Source organism: Lentibacillus halodurans (assembly GCF_900112045.1).
GTDB classification, from domain to species: Bacteria; Bacillota; Bacilli; order Bacillales; family Amphibacillaceae; genus Lentibacillus; species Lentibacillus halodurans.
This window is the reverse complement of record NZ_FOJW01000005.1, coordinates 167242-189146: the sequence shown is the minus strand read 5'-3', so window position 1 is coordinate 189146 and position 21905 is coordinate 167242. Positions and strand designations below refer to the sequence as shown.

The 21905-nt window shown below is 39.5% G+C and carries 20 protein-coding genes; 1 reads left to right on the top strand and 19 read right to left on the bottom strand.

Annotated features, from left to right (window positions below):
• Window positions 1-249 precede the first annotated feature (249 nt).
• Both BM195_RS07810 and BM195_RS07805 read right to left on the bottom strand, forming a co-directional pair.
• Window positions 250-1425 carry a M24 family metallopeptidase gene (locus BM195_RS07810; RefSeq protein WP_090236168.1) on the bottom strand — a complete coding sequence of 392 codons (1176 nt, stop codon included), beginning with the start codon at window positions 1423-1425 and terminating at the stop codon, window positions 250-252.
• Window positions 1426-1515: 90 nt separating this feature from the next.
• Window positions 1516-1956 (bottom strand): MarR family winged helix-turn-helix transcriptional regulator, encoded by a 441-nt coding sequence (locus BM195_RS07805; protein ID WP_090236165.1) that lies wholly within the window; start codon window positions 1954-1956, stop codon window positions 1516-1518.
• Window positions 1957-2111: 155 nt separating this feature from the next.
• On the opposite strand from BM195_RS07805, the gene BM195_RS07800 reads away from it, so the two are divergent.
• Window positions 2112-3509, top strand: coding sequence for a sodium:solute symporter family protein (locus tag BM195_RS07800; RefSeq protein WP_090236161.1), 1398 nt, complete (start codon window positions 2112-2114; stop codon window positions 3507-3509).
• A gap of 141 nt (window positions 3510-3650) precedes the next feature.
• On the opposite strand, the gene BM195_RS07795 is transcribed toward BM195_RS07800, so the two are convergent.
• The 17 genes from BM195_RS07795 to BM195_RS07710 form a co-directional block, all read right to left on the bottom strand.
• Window positions 3651-4244 carry a sigma-70 family RNA polymerase sigma factor gene (locus tag BM195_RS07795; RefSeq protein ID WP_090236158.1) on the bottom strand — a complete coding sequence of 198 codons (594 nt, stop codon included), beginning with the start codon at window positions 4242-4244 and terminating at the stop codon, window positions 3651-3653.
• A 702-nt stretch (window positions 4245-4946) separates the two neighbouring features.
• Window positions 4947-6428 (bottom strand): tripartite tricarboxylate transporter permease, encoded by a 1482-nt coding sequence (locus BM195_RS07790; RefSeq protein WP_090236156.1) that lies wholly within the window; start codon window positions 6426-6428, stop codon window positions 4947-4949.
• 26 nt (window positions 6429-6454) lie between these two features.
• Window positions 6455-6973 (bottom strand): tripartite tricarboxylate transporter TctB family protein, encoded by a 519-nt coding sequence (locus BM195_RS07785; RefSeq protein WP_090236152.1) that lies wholly within the window; start codon window positions 6971-6973, stop codon window positions 6455-6457.
• A 60-nt stretch (window positions 6974-7033) separates the two neighbouring features.
• Window positions 7034-8029, bottom strand: coding sequence for a tripartite tricarboxylate transporter substrate binding protein (locus tag BM195_RS07780; protein ID WP_170848190.1), 996 nt, complete (start codon window positions 8027-8029; stop codon window positions 7034-7036).
• Between the two features lie 43 nt (window positions 8030-8072).
• Entirely contained in the window at window positions 8073-9071 is a 999-nt protein-coding gene (locus BM195_RS07775; protein ID WP_090236147.1) for a 4-hydroxythreonine-4-phosphate dehydrogenase PdxA, read from the bottom strand.
• A 21-nt stretch (window positions 9072-9092) separates the two neighbouring features.
• Window positions 9093-10091 carry a 4-hydroxythreonine-4-phosphate dehydrogenase PdxA gene (gene pdxA / locus BM195_RS07770; RefSeq protein ID WP_090236144.1) on the bottom strand — a complete coding sequence of 333 codons (999 nt, stop codon included), beginning with the start codon at window positions 10089-10091 and terminating at the stop codon, window positions 9093-9095.
• Window positions 10092-10115: 24 nt separating this feature from the next.
• Complete coding sequence (locus BM195_RS07765; protein ID WP_090236141.1) at window positions 10116-11408, bottom strand: four-carbon acid sugar kinase family protein; 1293 nt, start codon at window positions 11406-11408, stop codon at window positions 10116-10118.
• Window positions 11409-12173, bottom strand: coding sequence for a DeoR/GlpR family DNA-binding transcription regulator (locus BM195_RS07760; RefSeq protein ID WP_090236138.1), 765 nt, complete (start codon window positions 12171-12173; stop codon window positions 11409-11411).
• Between the two features lie 717 nt (window positions 12174-12890).
• On the bottom strand, window positions 12891-13859 hold the full coding sequence (locus BM195_RS07750) for a D-2-hydroxyacid dehydrogenase family protein (RefSeq protein ID WP_090236132.1): 969 nt from the start codon (window positions 13857-13859) through the stop codon (window positions 12891-12893).
• Between the two features lie 132 nt (window positions 13860-13991).
• Complete coding sequence (locus tag BM195_RS07745; protein WP_090236130.1) at window positions 13992-15134, bottom strand: PrpF domain-containing protein; 1143 nt, start codon at window positions 15132-15134, stop codon at window positions 13992-13994.
• A gap of 14 nt (window positions 15135-15148) precedes the next feature.
• Window positions 15149-15475 (bottom strand): DUF4387 domain-containing protein, encoded by a 327-nt coding sequence (locus tag BM195_RS07740; RefSeq protein WP_090236127.1) that lies wholly within the window; start codon window positions 15473-15475, stop codon window positions 15149-15151.
• Window positions 15476-15503: 28 nt separating this feature from the next.
• Complete coding sequence (locus BM195_RS07735; RefSeq protein WP_090236124.1) at window positions 15504-16871, bottom strand: acyclic terpene utilization AtuA family protein; 1368 nt, start codon at window positions 16869-16871, stop codon at window positions 15504-15506.
• A 23-nt stretch (window positions 16872-16894) separates the two neighbouring features.
• The gene (locus BM195_RS07730) at window positions 16895-17341 is read right to left on the bottom strand and encodes a tripartite tricarboxylate transporter TctB family protein (RefSeq protein WP_090236122.1); all 447 of its coding nucleotides are present in this window, start codon (window positions 17339-17341) and stop codon (window positions 16895-16897) included.
• On the bottom strand, window positions 17341-18831 hold the full coding sequence (locus BM195_RS07725) for a tripartite tricarboxylate transporter permease (RefSeq protein ID WP_090236120.1): 1491 nt from the start codon (window positions 18829-18831) through the stop codon (window positions 17341-17343). Before BM195_RS07725 ends, BM195_RS07730 begins: the two co-directional genes overlap by 1 nt.
• A 74-nt stretch (window positions 18832-18905) precedes the next feature.
• A complete protein-coding gene (locus BM195_RS07720; protein ID WP_090236115.1) occupies window positions 18906-20021 on the bottom strand; it encodes a Bug family tripartite tricarboxylate transporter substrate binding protein in 1116 nt (371 codons plus the stop codon).
• 168 nt (window positions 20022-20189) lie between these two features.
• Window positions 20190-20786, bottom strand: a complete 597-nt coding sequence (locus BM195_RS07715) for an RraA family protein (protein ID WP_090236113.1) — start codon at window positions 20784-20786, stop codon at window positions 20190-20192.
• 16 nt (window positions 20787-20802) lie between these two features.
• Window positions 20803-21882, bottom strand: a complete 1080-nt coding sequence (locus tag BM195_RS07710) for an Ldh family oxidoreductase (protein ID WP_090236109.1) — start codon at window positions 21880-21882, stop codon at window positions 20803-20805.
• Window positions 21883-21905: the final 23 nt, after the last annotated feature.

The window sequence follows — 21905 nt, the reverse complement described above, 5'->3', positions numbered from 1 at the left end:
CGGCCAATGTGACGCTGTTAACATATGCAGAAGCTTCCGTTGCAAAAAAATAGTGCAATATGGGCAATATCACCATCTACTGTTCCTCCTCTAGGCATTAAGTTTGTTCCACATGTGGCAGCTTCCATACCAAATGTGTCCACATTGACCATAGACGCCGCAAAGCCTGTTTGCACTTTGCAGGGGCAATCGCATTACAGCGAATAGAAGAACCCCCAATGGTTGAAGGTTCACTTAATTGTAATCACTTCAGCAAATAAGCAACTCCAAATCCCTCGGATAGTATGTGAGCATTTCAATACCATTTTCCGTTACCAATACCGTATCTGAGTGCCTGAAGCCTCCAACGCCTTTAACATAAATGCCCGGTTCAACTGTGACCACCATACCTGGTTCAATAATGGTGTCATCACCTAAATCAAAAAATGGTGCTTCATGAATAAGCAATCCAATATTATGACCCGTGTGATGTTTCGTCAGCTCTGTGAGACCTTCCTGTTTAAAGTAAGCCTGCACCTGCTCCTCAACAGAGGCATATGTAGCACCAGGTCTAATGGCATTGAAGGCAACTTCCTGTGCATTGTACATATAATTGAAATATTGTTCCTGTTCCCTGGATACTTCTTCCACAAACATTGTCCGCTCAAGCTCACTGTCATAACCGAACACCGCTGCAGCCGCCCCGGTCACCAGCGTATCCCCCTTTGACATGATAACGTTTTGTGTAACCGCATGCGGAAAGGCGGATTCAGGACCTACCTGACCCCTGAACGTCGCAAATGCTGTCTGGCCATGTGGTTTATAATCGGATCCCAATGTCTCAATCATAGCCATTGTCGCTTCTGTGGACGCCTTTCCGGTAATTTCGATTTCACTTATCCCTGATTTTGTATATTTTTGCAACAGCCTGTGTGCCAAGTTTCCCCAACGGCACGATTCCTTGATTAATTCAATTTCATTCGGTGATTTCACGAACCGCATTTCCTCAATGACACCATAAATCGACACAAAATCAGCTTCGATCAAGGTATCAATTGTTGATCCGCGATACCCCATAGGTGAACCATATCCGATTGAATCATACCCAATTGTTTTTCCTTCGAATCCATATGACTGCAGGACTTCTTTTACATATTCCATAGGATGCTTCGTGCCAGGATATTCAGGATAGGAATGCACATGGTCAATAACAGCATATTCTTCTGCATGCTCATGCTCCAGTCGGGGTACGAATAAGTGCCATTGCTCATTTGGATCAACAAGCAGACTGATCGGTCGTTCTGTTGCAATGAAATGGAATCCTGTCAGATAAAATATATCAGTCGCCGCAAATATAACAGCAGCATCGCATTTCTTTTCACGCAACTTGTTAAGAAAATCCCCCTGACGTGTCTTAAATTCTTCATGTGGAATGGCTAATAACATATTCCGTTCCTCCTCTGAATCAGATTATGTATACAAACAATCATTCACCGAATACTGCCCTCAACGATCTATCTTCCTCCAACACTGGGGTCAGCTCTCATTTTGTTTCAATATCATTTCTATCTGACGCATTGCTTGAACTAATAGATCGATTTCTTTTTCGGATATCCCTGCAATCATGTTTTCGACATTTGCGTTTGCATGTTTCGTCAACTCATGTAAGTCTCTCTCCCCTTTTTCAGTCATATTCAGATATTGTATTCGACGATCTTCTTTTGACGGAAGCTTTTCGATCATACCTTCTTTGAAAAGTCGTTTTAATAGACGGCTGATATACCCTTTATCCAATAAAAAATAATCCGCTAAGTATGAAGCCGTACATTTTTCAGTTGCATGTATTTCAAAGAGAATCATCGCTTCCGTTGCGGAATAGGTACTTTGATCATCATACTGTGAGAATAATCCCATCATCCGCAAGTAGAATCGGTTGAAGCGCCTTATTTTTTTAATATTTTCCTTATTATTGTCCATTTTGATTGATTCCACTTTTTTAATAATTTACAATATATCATATCACTTTAGTTGCCTTTGTCAACTGTCGTACGAAAAGATGAGATTGATCGGTAATTGAAAGCGTTTTGGTCATGATTCGGAGGGTAACGACAAACAAGAAAGGGGCTTTGACATTGAGTATTGAATCAGACGTATCGTTATTGTGGTATGTAGTAGGATACGGAATTCTTATGGTTATGCTTGGTATCTATTACTCGAAAAAGATCTCAAAAAGTGAGGATTACATTTTAGCAGGAAGAAGTCTCGGTACACTTGTGTTAAGCGGTACACTTCTGGCCACTTGGGTTGGAAGCGGCAGTATAACCGGCGGTCAGACATCGATGGCATACAGTTTCGGTTTAATTCCCGCTTTTCTATTAACGTTCCCGGTCATTGCGGGCATTATTTTACTATATTTCATCGCCCCCAAAATACGCAACCTGGGGAAATACACTGTCTCCTCAATCCTGGAAGAAAAATATGGACCAAGTGCCAGATTATTGGCGAGTATTATCATCATTCTTGCCTATATCGGGATTGTTTCGTACCAAATACAGGGAGTGGGGTTTATTTTAAACGTTACAACCGGGCTTTCAGTCGAATGGGGCGTCATTATTGGCGGCGTTTTAATTATCTTTCTCGCCACCATCGGAGGTCTCAGATCTGTTGCACCGACTGATGCACTGAGTTCAGGATTCATGGTGCTTGGACTATTGATTGCCCTTCCTTTCATGATAACGATTGCAGGGGGATGGGATGAAATTACATCAAATGTGCCAGCGAGCCACCTAACTGCAACAGGATCTCTCTCAACAATTCAGCTGCTGGGATACTTGCTCCCACCTCTGTTTTTAATACTAAGTGACCAAAATATGTACCAGCGATTGGCCGCATCTAAAGAGAATCGCACAACCAAAAAAGCAAATATCGGATGGATCGCCGGTATTCTTATTGTGACACCTGTCATCAGTTTAATTGCGTTTGCTGCCAGTTCCATGTTTCACGATATTGACCCCGGGATGGCTTTAATGGCCTCGACATTAGTGTTGCCCAATGTGGTCGGCGGAATTTTATTAGCTGCAGCAACAGCCTTTATTATTACAACCGGCAACTCTTACCTGCTATCCGGGGCGACCAACGTCACCTATGATATTGTCCATAAGTACTTCATGAAGAATGCAACGGATAAACAATTGATGAATACGACGAAAATCTTTGTGATCGCAATGGGCGTCCTCGCTTATATATTAATTAACTATTTCCCGACCATTCTCGATGTACAAATGTATGCCTATACGGTATATGGTGCAGGTCTCACACCAGCTGTTTTGGGTGTGCTACTCTGGAAGCGTGTCAATAAAGCTGGCGGATTTTCTTCCATGATTGCCGGCGTAGTCACAACATTATTGTGGGAAATCGTACTTGGCAAGCCATTTGACATTAATAGTTCCGTTATTGCTGTCCCTGTTGCTATATTGGTGCTGATCTTTGTAACGCTTGCGACTGCAAAAAGACAAGTCAATACAACATGATCCCTTATGCCCCATGAGTCTTTGTATCATGGGGCTTTAGTTCTCAACGCCTATTCGACTCATGCGTTCGATAGCAAACTGCCAAAACGCCAATAGTAGATAATAACATTGATTTACATAATCCCTGTTTTATGAATGTACCTATATGAACAGCAGTCCTTTCCGTACATCTTCTGATAAGCGAATATCACTTAGCGCTAGCACACGCAATGTCCGTCTGGCGCCCTTCCCCCAGCTCTTCACAGCCTCAATCGTAACGCCTTCCTGCTCAGCAATTTCTCTTATCGGCATGTCCTCGATAAGATGATGTCTTACCCATTTCCACTGATTGTCCGAAAGTTGACCACGTACCTCCTGCCAAAACGCCGAATAGCAGCCATCCGCATCCGTATCGTCCTCCTGTTTCACCATCGGATAAGGCAGCCCCCCATTTCGATAATAGTTGCCATCATCAAACGCCACCCGGTATTCATATGCATAATGCGCCGTCTTTTCATCCTCTTTATTCTGCTTCCGGATCAAATCAATCAGGCGGTTGCGGATCATGTAGTTGAAATACGTCGCCATCGGTCCTTTGTCAGGCTTGTAATTTTCGTAGGCATTCCACATAGCAACTAAACCTTCCTGGTAAAACTCCTGATGCGGATCCCGGATATTCAGCCGGTGAATGTGATAATGAATCCGCCGCTCGTTCTGTTTGAAAATCTCCTCAAACGTGATCTTGTTTTTTTCCACATTTATTCCCCCATAATGTCCAGTAAGCAAAGCTCAATAGACTCCCTATTTATAACTATAATCGAAAATTTTAAGGATTTGGGGGCGTACGAATGAAAAATATTTTTAATTTTTTTCGGACGGAAGACGCCACTTTTTGTGGGTTGGTTTCGATTGTAGGGGTGAAGAAGAGTTGGATTGGTCAGGATTAACACGTGATGAATGGATGATGTAATCCGTATGCCGGTCATGCCCCTTAGCTGATGACTTACCGAAAGCCATGTGAGCTTCCATGCGAATTTATGTTAAACCGCCTAAGATATCGCGAAATTCACGTTTGTATCGAACATACAGGACAAAAAATTAGTTTCAAAAATTCAATGGTGATTTATTACCTAATTATATCCCGTATTCTATTTTGTCTCTTCACTGATTTCCCTCTCCACCTTTTGTATCCGTTTAAATTTTGCAACGGACGATAGGAGGTCTATTCCCACCTTTTTATTAACGGTATAACTATAAAGCAACCAATAAACAATCAAAACCCAGGAACGCTTGTTCGAATAATAAAAAACCAAATTAAATTTTAGATGGGAAGTAAAAGTAATAATCAACATCGCATCTTACTTGTAACACATGCTCTGATACGAAAAAAATACTTATTACCAAATGTAGTGCACCTTCGATAATAAGTACCTCGTATTACAGAGAACAAATACCTCATTACGCTTTTTTGTATTTTTTTATTCTGTTCACTAGTGGGATTATAAATGCTAAAAGAGCTAATCCTAGAAGAACTCCGCTAATTGGCCTTGTGAAAAAAATACTTATATCCCCTTGTGACATTTGTAATGCTCTTCTAAATTCTTCTTCAGCTATTGGCCCTAAAACAACTCCCAAAATTATTGTGGCAAGAGGAAATTTCATTCTGTCTAAATAGTAACCTATGATACCGAATATCAACATAACCCAAATATCAAAAACTGAGTTACGAACAGCAAATGTTCCGATTATACAGAAAATAATTATAGCAGGGCCTAAAGCAGAATATGGCACCTTCATAATTTTTGAGAACATACGAATAAAAGGATTAGCAAATACAATTATTAAAATATTAACAGCAAGTAAAGAAATAAAAATGGTATATACTAAACCTGGTTCATCTGTCATCAGCATCGGACCAGGTTGAAGTCCATGAAGAACAAAAGCGCCAAGAATTACTGCTGTAGTAGCACTTCCTGGAATTCCGAGTGCAAGTAGTGGAACCATCGCTCCCATTGCCCCTGCATTATTTGCTGCTTCTGGAGCTGCAATCCCCTCAGGTATTCCGGTTCCAAATTCATCTTTATTTTTTGACCAACGTGCAGCCTCACTATAGCTAATCATAGCCGCAGTTGTGGCACCGACCCCCGGTAATATCCCTATTGATATACCTAAGATTGCAGAGCGAAAAATTGTATTTTTTATCCTATTAATAATACCACTATCGAAAACTTTTGTTTTAACTTTTTGCATTTCCTTTTCTATAGTATGATCTTGTTTGCTTTTTCTTAAGACTTCAGAAATAGCGAATAAACCAATTAAAACGGGGATAAGATCAATTCCACCTATTAGTTCAAGTGTACCAAAAGTGAACCGCTCAGTACCTGATAGTGGATCCATCCCAATGGTGGCCACAAACAGCCCTAGTCCTACTCCAATAAACCCTTGTATTAAATTTCCGCTACTTAAAGAGGCTACAACTGTTAATCCGAGTATTGCCAGTGCAAAATATTCGGGTGAAGAAAAATTTAATGCAAAAGACGCGAGTATGGGAGTTAGAAATATTAGAAATAATGTGCCTATAACCCCTCCGGTAGCAGAACTTAGGATCCCTATACCTAATGCTTGTCCAGGTTTGCCCTTTTCTGTCATTGGATAGCCATCAAAAACCGTTGCTACAGCTTCTGGTGTTCCTGGAGTTCGAAACAAAATTGCACTAATTAATCCAGAAAAAACAGACGCAGCATAAATAGTTGTGAGAAGTATAAAGGCAGAAATTGTATCTAAGCCATATGATACGGGTAATAGAATAATAACCAGCATTGTACCAGAAATCCCTGGTAATGCTCCCCCCAAAAAACCGATCATCATAGCTAGTAACAAAATAAGGATATGTAACGGTTCAAAGAGGTTGTCAATACCCATAAGAATTCCTTCTAACATCCTCATCCTCCCCTTTCTTATGAATGTTAGTAGATTAAAAAGCTAAGAGATCGAAATATGCCTATTCCTCTTGGAAATGGAATACCTAGTAAATGTATAAATAAAACAACAAAAACAATGTTACTAACAATTGTTATAGCCGCAACTTTTAATAGTCTTCCCATCCCTAATAACCAAGCAAGAAAAAAGAACAAAAACGGTGTGACGATAATAAAACCGAGTATAGGCAGTAACAAGACATATATTGCAATAGATACTAAAATATAAAAATGTCGGTTTTTTACATGGAATTTTTCTTTTGTCACCTCATTTTTATCAGAACTTTGAATATCGTTATATATTAACTCAGTTTTTTTCCTTCCTTTTAGCCAGGTATTGAGTAATAAAAGAACTCCCATCACTAAGGAAAAAAGGAGAATCATGATTGGCCATCCCATTGGACCAATGGTGGTTGTTGAATTTGTCTCAGGCATTTGAAAGGCAACAACTAAGAAGAATGCTGAAACAACTATTGTTATAATAGCTAGCAAATAATTTGCCCGCATATTAGCATCACTCCTTTTAATGAGAAGGGGGATATTTCTCCCCCACTCTATCGATACAAACTACTCTTCTATCTCAGCAAGGATTTCTTCATATTTTTTAATATCTTCTTCTAGCTTGTTCTTAAAATCCTCTGAACCCATCCATCCATCACGTAAATCCAAGTATGAATTCTCAGCGTACTCTTGATATTCTTCTGTTTCCATTGCTTCTTTAGAAGCATCCTCTAATTTATCAATAATCTCTTGTGGGGTATCAGCTGGAGCCATAAGGTAACGCTCAACTCCATCTGTTAAGTCCCAACCTTTCTCTACGGTTGTAGGCACCTCTGAAAAATCATCTATACGTTCTTCAGAGAAAAAAACAAGAGGTTCAAATTCTTCATCTTCTATATAGGACATGGTCGGTCCAACCTCTTCAAGCATGACATCAATATGTCCTCCCAAGATTCCTGAATGCATTTCCCCCGCACCTTCCATTGGGATATAATTCATGTCAACTCCAGCTTCCTTCATAAAACGACGCGCTGTAATCTCATCAATCCCCATAGTTCCTACTGCCCCGATTCGTATTTTTCCGGGGTTTGCTTCGGCATAAGAAACTAATTCATCAATACTTTCAAAGGTTCCTTTTTTTACCTGAAGAGCATAAGTATCACTTTGTACACGAGCTATTGGGACTACTTGATCTAAACCATACTCATTTGTACCAGCAGCAGTTGTAACAGCATAGGCTGAATCACCAATAAGTGTGTAACCATCAGCAGGTTGTTGCATAGCATTTTGCATAGCAACAACCCCTGATCCCCCTTCTTGGTTAATGATGTTAAATTCCCCATCTATAATATCCGACATTTGGTTAGTAATCGTACGGACAAACGTATCCGTTCCTCCACCGGGACCATGACCTACATATACTTCAATCTCTCTTTCAGGATAATTATCCGCCTCATTACTTGCTGAATCACCCGTATTAGCACAGGCGGTTAACAATATCAATGTTAACAACATAGTACTCAACACTAAGTAACTTTTGCTAGCTAAAAAATTTCTCCTCATTTGAAACTCCTCCCTCATTTGTTTTACTTTTTTCGTGATTTGTTTAAGCAGAAGCCATTGTTACAACCATATTAATTGCGGCTATTGTAGCACCAGGATCTGCAATTCCCTTTCCAGCAATATCAAACGCTGTGCCATGTGCTGGCGTTGTTAAGGTGATGGGTAAGCCCCCACTCATAGTTACACCACGATTGAAACCTAATAACTTCATCCCTGTTTGTGCTTGGTCATGATACATTGCAAGTAAACAATCAAATGGGTCTTTATCTAATCGTAAAAATAAAGTGTCTGCAGGGTATGGTCCGCTAACATCTATACCTCTTTCGCTTGCTGATTCTATTGCGGGTGTTATAAATTGAATTTCCTCATCACCTAACATACCGCCATCACCAGCGTGTGGGTTCAAGGCCGATACAACTATTTTTGGTTCTTCAATACCTGCAGATTTTAAGGCTTGATGTGCAAATAGAATACGTTCTTCTACTTTTTCTTTTGATATGTTTCCGCTTACATTTTTTAGTGGAATATGCGATGTCACTCTTGTTACCCAAAGATCATCCATAACATTAATTTCACTGAAACCCTCATTACAATCTAATAGGTCTGCAAAGAAATGAAGTTCGTCCTGGAAGTGATGTCCCCCACGGTGAAGGGCTTCTTTATTTAAAGGTCCATAAATTACCCCGTCTACTATATTTTTCTTAGAAAGGTCTAATACGTATTTAAGTGTTTCACCCGTGATTTTTCCGGATGATACAGATAGCTTGCCGAGTTTATAATCCTTGGGGTTAATGTTTGCTAAGTCAAAAAAGTATAAAGTTCCCGCTTTGTTTTTAATTTGATTAATATCAAATATTTCTGTAACATCTAATTCTAACCCTGCAATATTCTGCCCTTGTAGGAGAACTCTTTTATCTCCTACAAGTATCCATGTAGCTTGTTTACGGACTTCCTTTTTTTGAAATGCCTTTACTATTAATTCAGGTCCAATACCCGTTGCATCACCAAGTGTTACTCCAATAGTTGGCTTTTGTTTTTCCACAGAAAGAAACCTCCTGTCTGTTTAAACTTTATAAAATGTTTTACTATATTTTGCTGCTAATTTAATGCATTCCTCCATGCTCACACTGCTTGCTTTGCCGGTACCTGCAATATCAAATGCTGTTCCGTGGTCTACGGATGTCCTTAAGAAAGGTAATCCATTAGTGATTGATATTGTTCTTTCGAAATCAGTCATCTTAGCAGCAATATGACCTTGATCATGGTAGAGTGAAAGAACAGCTGCATATTTCCCTTTTAGAGCATGATAGAAAACTGAATCAGCAGGTACTGGTCCCTCAACTTTTATTCCCTCCTTCACAGCTTTTTTAATACCAGGAGTTATTTCATCAATTTCTTCTGTGCCAAATAATCCATTTTCCCCGGAGTGAGGATTTAGTCCGGCCACTGCGATAGTACGATCATCCACCCCTAGACGTATAAGTGCTTCGTCACAACGTTTTAAGTAATCATAAACACGATCTTGTGTCATCTGACTTATAGCATCTTTTAATGATAAATGACGAGTCAGAAAGAAGATTCTCATATTTAGAACTTCAAACATCGTTAATGGGTCTTTTGAGTTGGTTAACCCTTCCAACATCTCGGTATGACCAATATAAGGCACTTTTGCAGCTTGAAGTGATTCTTTATTAATTGGAGTAGTTGCTAATGCAGCTACTTCTCCATCCAAAGCTAGTTTGATGGAAGTTTGGATAAATTCAAACGCTGCCGCTCCTGCTTGTGCTTGAACCTCGCCCATCTTCAAATCATATGTGTCCAAGTTACTAAAAGAAATGATATCAATCGTTCCAAACTCATATTTACCCTCGTTGGGGTTAGAGACTTCGTTAATTTTCAAGGTTATACCGGTGAATTTCATTGCATTTTCTAAAACCTCTATATTACCTACAACCAGAGGGGCACACTGTTCATAAATTTCTCTGTAATTCAATGCCTTAACAGTAATTTCTGGTCCAATGCCTGCCGGATCGCCCATTGGAATAGCAATTATATTATTCATCAATTGAAACACTCCTTATCTTTATTAAGCTAATGATTGCAAAAATTTAATACTATCGAAAAGTGCAGTGTGATCGCCGACCATCCCCCCTTTTGTCACAACAGAAAGGCTATCAAATTCACCTCCAAGTAGTTGACCATATGCTACTAATGGCATAACTTCATCTTTTAAGTCTATGCCGTTTGCGCCGACAATTTCACAAAAAGAGGCTGTAACATCTCCCCCACTAAATAAGCACTTATTAATTTTATTATTAGATTTAACAATAAGTTTTCTTGATATCTCCGCTAATCCCTCTGTAATACGTTTTGCTAATAGGTCTTTAGAAACACCTTCCACCGCTGAAGTCTTAGCTAAATCAACGATATTATTATGGTCCGGTGTATTCGTAGTGACTAAGAGGAATGATTGAGTCCCCAGTAATTTTTCTCCTTCTTGTACAGCACGGTTAACTTCTTTCTCCCACAAGTTTGAGAAAGTTGCTAATTTATCAGGGTGAACTATAATCGGGTGGATTTTCAGTTCTTTTAATAGATATTTGATTTGTTCAGTTGTAACAGATGTAACACTTCCAATTGTGATAAGATTTTTAGTTTTTTTATGTCCCTCTTTATTTCGTTCGTAGTTGATATAACAGCTAGTTAATGGTCCTGGATCCACAGGAATTAATTTATTACTTTTAATTTTTGACATTGCATAAGCAACATCATCAATATGTTTTTCTGATATAGCATCACAAACAATGACGCGAAAGCCTTTTGAGATGAACCTTTCTAACTCTGATTGAATAACTTCACTACCCTGTGTAATATGTTGAAGGGTTATTAATGCCGCCTCTTGATTACTTTGATCTTCCAATAAATGTGGAACATAAGAACTTTTTAGTGGTTGAACGGGATCATTTGCAACATCTGTATCCTGTACCAACATGTTATCCACTAATAAAAAACCACCTATCGTAACCCTCCCAGACTCTGGATATGAAGGAGAAACAATGGTTACTGCATCATTCCCTAATGTTTCAAGCATTTTGTTTAACTCGCACCCAATATTTCCACGTAAAGTACTGTCTATTCTTTTGCAAATTAAATCTGCGTTCCAATTTCGGAACTTTATAAGTGCCTCTTGCACACGCTTCTTAGAAATAGCATAAGAAACATAACGGGTATCGGTATCAATACAAGCGGCCATTTCTTCATCTTTATCCGGTATTGTTTCATTTCCTAAAAAGGTAGCTGAGAATAGACCTTGTTTTGATAACTTTACACCTGTTGCATTTGCGCCAGTTAAATCATCGGCAACCACGCCAACTCTCATTCATGACTCACCTCCATATAATACGGGGATTTTGGTTTCAAGTTGGTAACTTAAGGATGAGTCTATATTCAAATCGGTTATTAAGCCTTCTAAATCACTAAAAGAACAAACACTTGAAAATGCCCTTTTGCTAAATTTACTATAATCTGCTAAAAGCCAAGTCTCTTGGGAAGCATCAATCATCATTTGTTTAATTAGTGACTTATCAAATGTCGGTGCAGTAACACCATGATTAATATCTACCGCATGTGCCCCCAAGAAAAATAAATCTGCGTGAATAACTTTTAAAATTTGCTGTGTAACAGCACCGAATAATGTACCTAATTCTTTTTGCATCTCACCGCCGGTTACAATGACTTTATTCAGACTACTTACTAGCTCTCCCGCTATTTTTATATCATTTGTTACAATAGTTAAGTCATCTCGACTTTTTAATAACTTAGCAAGTTCTAAAGTAGTAGTTCCCGAATCTAATATAATCGTAGACCCCTGCTTGATGATTGAAGATGCTCGCAAGGCTATTGATCTTTTTTCATTAATGTTTTTCCCCTTTTTAGAAGAATACGGAACTTCTGTTATTAAAGAGTCAGGCGAAATTGCTCCTCCATGTGTACGAATGACTTTATTTTCATTCTCAAGTTCTTTTAAATCCCTTCTTATTGTCATAGACGAAACATTTAATTGCTTTGATAAGTCTTCAATATCAATTTTTCCATGCGTCAAAATTTGTTGTTCTAACCAGTTTCTTCGTTCTAGTGGTAACATTTTATTCCCTGCCCTATGTTTACTTTTAACATTTATCATGTTTAATTATGATATTTTTGTTCGATTTTGTCAATAATCATTAAAAATTTTTTAAATTAAACATAAAATAAATTGAGGACATGCATAACAAGACATGTAGGATCTACCCATGATCTTTCTGACTTTAACGCAAAACTAAATGTATTCCAATAATTGTGATCAATACAAAGGAGACCGATTCGATGAAATATTAATGAAGTATAAAGAGATAGAATTGTAATCAGCTACCATACTAAGGAAATACTTCTATCAATATGAAAGTATTAAACGTGACAAATATAACTTGGAGAACAAGTTGGAGAAGTAGAATATGTAGAACTCTATAAAATGAAACAACAAGGATTTAAAATTAGAAGGAGTGCCAGGACTCTTGACATCTCACGCACAACAGTTTATCGGGATTGACGGGTCCTTTTAGTAACTTTTTTCGATATTATTAACCTCATCAGTTAGTGAAATGATTGAGGGCCAATAATGCCAATGAGTATCCCCGGATTTTCCTGTATTTCCCACCTAAACTTGACTCATCTCTAAATACATGCTGTAAACGTAAAATATAATCGTCCGCATTTTTGAATCCAAAAGTCTTCCATTTTTCAAAAGCTTTCTTTAGCATACTTGCCCCAAAAGAATTAATCATTCCTAACATGCATGGATTCAAAAATCTTGAGTGGCCATTCATTTTTCAAGAACTTCTTGATTAAAAATATTTTGAGGCTCATTATTTACAAAAAACTGATGAATGTTATCAATCGATCCATTCAGGAAATTAGTAAATGTTTCTTCTGTCTTCCACCCAATATGGGGTGTAATAAGGACATTTTCAAAGTTTCGAAAAGAGTGGCCTGATGGCAGCGGTTCTTTTTCAAAGACGTCTAATCCTGCCCCTGCTATTTCTTTGTTTTGCAGGGCTTGAATGAGTGCCTGTTCCTTTATTACCCTGCCACGAGATGTATTGATCAAAACAGCACTAGGTTTCATCATTGCAAAATGCTCTTCTTGCAGCAAATGGGTGGTTTCAGGTACCAAGCGCACATGCAAACTAACAGCATCTGATAATCTTAACAAATTAGGTAAGGTTGTATATTGTACCCCCTCTGTATTCGCTCGTTCTTCCATTAATGTGGGTCCCCACGCCATCACATTCATTCCAAAAGCCTTGGCCATATTGGCTACAGAACGGCCGATCTTTCCCAGTCCAATGATACCAAGGGATTTTCCCTTAAGGTTTGTCCCGATGATTTCCGGCCATGCATTGTTTTGCATCGCCCGATCTGTCGCAGTAACTTTTTTTATAAGGTTAAGCAAATAGGCAAAGGTCAATTCGGTTACCGCTCCTGTCGATCCCCCGGGTGTTGTAGCAACTGGGATTCTCGCTTGTTTCAAGGCTTCCATATCCAAATGAGCGACGCCGGTTCCTGTCTGAGCGATTAGTTTGAAATCCGGAAGCTTTTCAATCAATTCCTTGGTAAATCGGGTTCGCTCACGTATCGGAATTACCGTGTCGACACCCTGTAATCTGTCGGCTAATTCATTAAAGGATGGCTTATCCGTATAAACAGTGACATCAGAAAAGTCCTGTAATCGTCCTAATGATGGATGGTTTTTCATATATTCTTCCCAATCATCCAGGATAACTGTTTTCATTTTTTCACCCGCCTTTTAATGTAATTATGAATACATGACCGTTAGTAATTCAGTTTTTCTTATGGTATATCTCTGTAGTAAAATACATATCTCCCAAGAAAAGGTAAAACACCAAACTGCATTTACTGAGGACTACACAGTTTCTCGTATAAACAATTCACCCTTCATTATCCTTCTTGCCGTTCTATCTAAACCTACTACTGAAACATCTCGGCCATCTTCAGTTAAAGCTGCTTTCACTTCAACTACCCCTTCTGGATGTCCAATTCGCAAAGACTGCGCTTCTCCTCTGTCATTTATCTTTGAATGTTTATTTGGAATTGTATTAGAGAGAAGGGTAGCAGCTGCTAAGCAATATAAACCACTGGCAGCAAATGTACGATGAAACTTCCCCATGGAAACCATCCTGGAAACAATATCTACTTTCTCCTCTTTGATTACTTCACCTTCTGACGTGAGGTATTCTTGTGGAGAGCTTACAATAGCCACTTTGGGTATCGAACCGACTTGTCTTGCTTCCTCAAGAGTCTCAGACATGCCTGCCGCCAAAGCAGCACGTACACGGATTTCTTCTAACTCATTAAGAAAGTGCTCATTTTTTGATAAATCAGCATTGGATTCTATTCCGCTAATTCCTAATTCATCAGAAGAAATAAAAATAAATGGGTTAATAACATCAACAAATGAAATATTGTATTCTTTTAGCTTGGTTTTAATAAGATAATTATTCCCCAATGGTAAAGTTTTGCCTGTTTGTCCGCCTCCTGGTTTCAGGATACTGACAGAATACTTTGCTCCGCTTTGGACCACGCCAGGCATAATAAAATCTCCCGTTACTTTTGCTTTACCATTTACGACAGGAACGGATATATGCAATAACTTATTTATGTTCGTATTATAAACAGAAACCTTTACATCCCGTTCAGTTGGATCATAATTAACAAGACCTTCGTCCACTGCGAAGGCTCCAACCGCAGCCATCAGGTTCCCGCAAGTTCCTTCACTATCTGCGGATTCCTTTCCTATTCCAATTTGGTAGAAGGTATAATCTATATCCGCCTCCTCCAAACTGGATTTGGAAATAACACAAACCTTACTTGTGTGAGATGTGCCATTCCCCATCCCATCAATTTGCGATGGATTATACGCATCAATACCCTGCATAAAAATTTGTTTTTGAAGCTCATCATCTTTTGGAAGATCCTTCTCATTAAAAAATAACCCTCTGCTTGTACCCCCACGGTAGACTGCACATGGAACAGAAAATTGCGCCACTAAAATCACCTCGTTTAATAGCTGGCATTGTTTCGGTCAGGGATTTCCATATCAACTATAGGACCGTGCTGCTGACCGCCAAAGACATCGGTATCTCCAATGTCCCCGGAGATAACTGGTCTATTAAATGATATTTTGATAGCAAGAATAGGATCACAAGTATAAATGTCGATATCGGCACTATTTAATTTATAAACGTTTGCAATTGTATCAACATTAAAATCAGGCGAATTCTTAACTCTATCATAATAAGATTCATGTTCAAATAAAATATCAATTGTCATTGAAAATGGACCAGCATTTTTCGAACGAATTAATTTTGCCATTTCTCCAATTTGCATGTTATCCTCCAATCATTTCAGCAAAAGCTCATAACCTGGAAATGTTCATTTCGAAAAGCTCCAGAGGGTCTTCCACTTCCATTATATGGTTTAGTCCAAATCGATAAACCGGACCCATATCAGAATCAGGGGGTGAAAAAGGAAATGCCAATTGGCTAACGAGTCCTGACCACTCTTTAATTGGATGGTGCAGCATCGTGTGCCACGCAATGGACATAATCGATTGGCTGTTAACTGCGGAATCGGCAATAACTTCTGTCAACAATCCAACTTCATGGTTCATCTTTCCTTGAAAGGGTTCCAATTCACCCATTACGCCTGAATCGCCGTAAATACGAAATAAAATCTTAAAATTTTCTTTTTCTATATTCAGGCTTTCTTTGACTTTTTTGCTAATCACATTTTTACATTCCTCAAGGAAGTTTGGTAGCTGCCTTAATATGAATGGATCCCTTATTCCAGCTATTGCAATTCTTCGATACCCTATATGTTCTACGCCTTCTAAACGTACTGTATACATTGATACCGGCTCAAACTCGCTGTTTGTTACTTTTACACCACGCTCGTTAAAACTTTCATAGTGTGCATCAGAGGTGTTTAACATGCCACCTGGTTCATATAAATGGTAAGGATCATAATTCTCATATAACAAGTGAGACAGAACACTAACTGGTGTACATTTCATTTTTGGATTTGGCGGTTCTACAATAAAATGGTCATCATACATCCAGGCGCTCATGCAATCGGGATGTATTCTTGTCTCTGCACATCCGGCGCCGCATTCCAAAATTTTGGAAGCATGCAAAGCAATGCCATGATTTATCCCTTCTTTGATTGGCACAGCAGCAAATATGGAAGTATCACTTGAACGGCCAGCCACAACAACTTGCGCCCCTTGATTTAACGCATTTATATATGGTTCCGGCCCCATTTGCCCTACAACTTTCGATAAGTGTAATATACTTTCCTCTGAAAGATCATGCGCATTATTTAAAGGCTTTATCTTTCCTTTCCGAAAAGCATTGATCAATTTCGGCTGACTTATTTCAGAATAAATGGCAGCCAGTGAAAATGAAAGATTCTCCTCTTTCGCGATTTCTTTCACAATGTCGACTGTCCAATCAACATGAACATTGCTTCCTGCTGTCCCGGCAGAGCCGATCAAGAGAGGGATATTATTTTTCAATGCACCTTTTATCATGATTGTAAGGTCTCGTTTGGTCGCTTCCCTTGATACCATCGGGGTTCCATGCCCTAAATAATGTGGTCCGGGATCGGTAGAACCTGCGTCGCACCCTATAACACTGGGATTATTTTTTAATGCCCTATCAAAGCTCGCTTCTGAAAAGCCTGTTCCCAGCATCCCCGTAGCAGCTAAAACATGAATATTTTTCACAATTGCCCTCCTTGAACCGCTTATTATATACCGATCATCCCACTAGGCCATTCCAAACTCATTATACGGCCCAGAAGTAAAATCACTGCAATAGTAAGCGCTGTAATAGGCACTGCCTTTATTAGCTTTAGTTTGGTTTCCAATAGTAAAAACAGCAGCAAAAAGACAGATGTCCCAATAAGAAAACCTATTAAAAGCATCATTAACAGATAGCCGACAAACCAAAGAATATACTTAATTACAGCACCAGTCTCTTTTTTACTTATCTCGTCTTTATCATCAACTTCTTTCTTTCTTACTTTCCTCAGTTGAGTAATCAAGTCAACAACAATTAGAACGATGGCAATCAGGGAGATATAAAAGGGGAAATAACTCGCTAATTCCTGAAAGTTTGCTGCTTCCCACGCCATCCAAATCAATACCAAAAACAATCCTGCTGAAAAAGCAATGGATAATGCGGATTTAGTCATCAGGACTTTTCCCCCTTTTGCATTTCGCGATTACTTATCCTTCTCATATAAACCCCTGCGGCTAACAAGAGAATAATAACGGCTCCTATAGCTAAAACCGATGGATGAAAAAGCCATTCGAAACCGTACCTCGACATAGAAAGGTGCAGATATCTTTCAGAGGGCAACGCTAGGACAAAACCAACAAGCAAAGGTGCCCGCGGCCAGTCAAGATGCTTCATTGCCCAGCCAAACAGTCCTAAAACAATAAAGAAGATTAAGTCCCCCCAGTGGCGGGTGCTTTGGTATGCTCCCATCATCATGATAATAATAAGAAAAGGAACAAGTTTATCAGCTTGAATCATACTAATTTTAGATATTTGCTTAGCAAGCAGGATACAAACAATACCGCCAAATATGTTAGCTAATGCCAGCGTCCAAACGATGGATACTGTGACAGGAAGGTCCCCCTCCAACATATTCGGTCCGGCTTGTACACCCAGAAGTATCAAACCGCCTAACAAAATTGCTGTGGTACCGCTTCCGGGAATTCCAAATAGCAATGTAGGGATCAAAGCTCCACCTTCTTTGGCGTTGTTTGCACCTTCCGGGGCGATAACACCGCGAATATCTCCTTTCCCGAAGTTTTCCGTGTTCTTTAGTGTCTGTTTAGCAGTACCATAACTGATCCAGTCAACGACACTTCCTCCCAGCCCGGGAATAAAACCTATTACTGCCCCCATAACACCGCTTCGGAAGATCAGCCATTTGTTTTTTATAGCATCCTTCACACCCTGTAATTGACTTCCTCCTAATTTCCCTGTACTTGAGATGCTTTGTTTTTTCACTAAAAGATCAATCATTTCAGGAAGGGCAAATAAGCCGAGCGCAAAAACAGCAAGGGGAAGACCATTCGTTAGATAAAGCCAGTCAAATGTATATCGATATTCGGCAACTCCAGGAGCCCCTCCTATCGTCCCAAGAAGCATACCGATAGCGCCAGCCAAAATACCGCGTACAGGTGAATTTCCAGCAAGTGTCCCTACCATACTCAAACCTAAAATAGATAACATAAACAATTCAGGGGAGCCAAAAGCCTGCATGAGCGGGCGGCCAATCGGAATTGCAAGAAAAAGTACGATCGCTCCAATAACTCCACCGATTATAGAAGAGAAAAAGGCAGCACCTAAAGCTCTGGCCGCTTCTCCTTTTTTAGCAAGCGGGTACCCATCCATAATGGTAGCCTGTGAACCTGAAGACCCTGGAACTCCCAACAACACAGATGGGAATGTATCTCCTGTATGGACAATAGCCGTCATCCCAATTAACAAAGCCATCCCAGTATAGGGATCCATTCCAAATATAAATGGTAGCAAGATCGACATCCCTACAGGTCCACCAAGGCCAGGAAGAAAACCGATGATAATACCAACTGAAATCCCGAAAAACATATACATGATTCTAAGGGGATCCAGCACAGTTACTAATGCTTCGATTGCGGTCGCTGCCACGTTTGATCAACTCCCTCAAAACGGTTTAGTTTCTATAAGTTTCCCTATAGAAACTAAACCCGTCTGAACTTCTATTATTCTCTTAAACCCTCGACATTATATTCTTCTCGCAAAAAGTCACTAACCCACTGCAGTGTTTCATCTTCAATACTAGCTAAAGCATCTACACTTGCTTCAAGGTCTTCACCAACCAATGGATCGTAATTACCTAATACTTCATCAGCGCCTTTCTTAAAGTCTTCGTCTGCTACTGCACTTTCTACCCCTTCTCTCAATGCCTGTACTGCTGATTCTGGGGCATCACCGTGAAGCCAGAGGGTTTTGTGCATCCCATTCGCCACTCCAACAAATGCTTTATAAGCTTCCCATGCTTCCCCGGAAGGTTCTTCACCATATACTTCCACATACACATCTTTCACGGTTGGAATATCAGGAAAAGCAGGGTCTGCAACAATTTCTCCCTCTGCATTTATAAATCCGTATGTGAATAGTGGCACAGCTTCTCCATCATCTACCAATGGCTGAACATTACTTTGGTAGGAAGTGCCACTTTGATAGTCCAAATTCGTTTCTCCTTGTTCAAAAGCTTGTCTGGATGCTCCTGCTCCCTCATATCCAAAAATAATTTCGACTTGGTCGTCGATACCTAACACTTCAAATGCCAATAACGTCATGACATCTATCCCAGTAGGACTTGTGGCTCCAAGTACCATTTCTTGAGGTGGATCAAGCAGTTCTGCACCATTAGTTACCCCACTATCGGGAGATGTGTATAACACAACCCCATTTGGCATCCCAACTATAGGCTGAAGCTCTCTCAAATCATAAGTTACCTCTGTCTGCCCAATCAAAAAGGGAATTTTAGTGGAAGCACTGGTTGCCAGGGCTGTCAGTCCATCCGGTTCTCTTAAATCAACATATTCGTTTGCTCCAATGACACTTCCGCCTCCTGGAACATTCTCCACCTGAATGCTGGGGTTCCCGTCAACATATTCATTTAAATAATCCTGGAAGTATCTGAATAGACTATCCGTTCCGCCGCCAGCACTGAATGGAATTAGAATTTCCAGCGTTTCACCTTCATAAAATGTATCCGCTCCTCCTCCCGCAGCCTCATCCGAATTCCCGCATGCTGCCAAAATACTCGCAAATATGATACCAATCAGCAACAGCAACGTTTTTCTCTTCATTTTCTAAACCCCTCCATTTAATAATTTTCCTCTTTAAAAAGGTAATTTCGTAAATCCCTACTCTTGGTCTTGGCAATAATTCTGTCCATTGCTCGCTCCCTTTATCTGATTTTGTTATGCGCTTTCATTTTCAGGCTAACTTACAAGCAGCAATTCTTATAACAAACATTAAAATTTTTCCAAGTATTTTCTAATAGCTTCAATGTCACCGGAAACAGTTTTCTCCCTTTCTTGGTCGTTGGTGAGCTTTTCTAAAGCTGATTTCATAATTGAAGCTTTATTATTTTTCGGGATTACGACTACTCCATCTGTATCCCCTGCAACCCAATCACCTGGATGAATGGAAACCCCTCCACAGGAGATAGGTGTATTCATTTCTCCCCAGCCGGATTTCCCACTGGCGGCTACCGTCGTTCCTTTACAAAAAACCGGATAATCCAATTCTTTAGTGCCTCTAATATCCCTAATCACGCCATCGGTCACAATCCCGGCTATTCCCAGTGTTTTGGCCATACCTATAATAAAATCACCTGCAATCGCTCTATACTCATCTCCTTTGGCATCTATTACAAGCACATCTCCTGGGTTAGCTTCTTTAATAGCTTTTAATACAACACGATTGTCACCAACAGGCATTTTTACTGTAAAGGCGGGGCCAAATAACAAATGATCCTCTTTTAATGGCTTAATAGCTGAATCCAAGTTATTTAAACCGTTCATGCTATCTGAAATACAGGTTGTTGGTATAAAATTTAAAGTATCCATTTACTCTCTCCCCTGATCATATGTTTGGATTGCTTATTTCCGTTTTGATAGTTGGCATGTTAACTGTATATTGAATAGATAATTCCTTCATCACTGCATATATCTCTTCACTAATTTTAACGGTGCCTTTTTCTAATCGGGATTTTCGGTTCCACTCGATTTCCCCCGGAAGAAATATTTCTTTATCCTCATCGATTTTCGGCAAAGACTTTATCATATCAAGTAAAACATCTACTCTACCTTTAAACTCCGCAACCTCCATAAACTTTTCAATTTTTAATGAGATAAACAAGTGACCGTTTCTTCTTTTGCCATCTGCTTCAACCGCAGCGTTTTGGTAACCAAATCCGGAACCAGTGAGAACTCCCGTCAACATCTCTATCATTAAGGTTATCCCATATCCTTTGTAACCGCCAATCGGTAATATAGCCCCTCCATCTAATGCTTCTTTTGGATCCGTTGTCTGCTGGCCGAATTTATTTAATGCCCACTCGATAGGAATACTTTCACCTCTTGCATTGGCAACTCGAATTTTCCCCCTGGCAACAACACTGTTTGCAATATCCATTGTAATTGGGTAAGCGTTATGAGTGGGAACAGATATAGACCAGGGATTATTACCGAGTAATGGTTTCACACTTCCAGTGGGAGCAATTCCTGGAGAAGCATTTGTAAAACTTATCCCAATTTGATTAGCGTTTGATGCCATCTCCGTGTAATAGGCCGCAGCTCCAAAGTGGGAACTATTCCTTACGCCCACAACACCAATCCCATATTCCTCACTTGTTTCTATTGCTTTTTGCATTGCATAATAACTTACCACAGCCCCTAAGCCATGTTCCCCATCCAGTAAATTTACGATTGGATCATTGGTTAAAAAGTTAATTTCCGGCCGGGGGTTTATATTTCCTCTTTCCATTTGTTTTAGATACGTTGGTAATCTAATAAACCCGTGAGTAAAAATTCCTTTTTCATCACAATCCAAAAAATTATTCATCAAGATAAAAGCGTGTTTATTAGGCACCCCGGCTTTTTCAAGTATTGATGTTCCCATCTCAATGTAATCCGTGTGGCTAATGATATATTCATTATTCAATTAAATCTCTCCTATTTCATGTA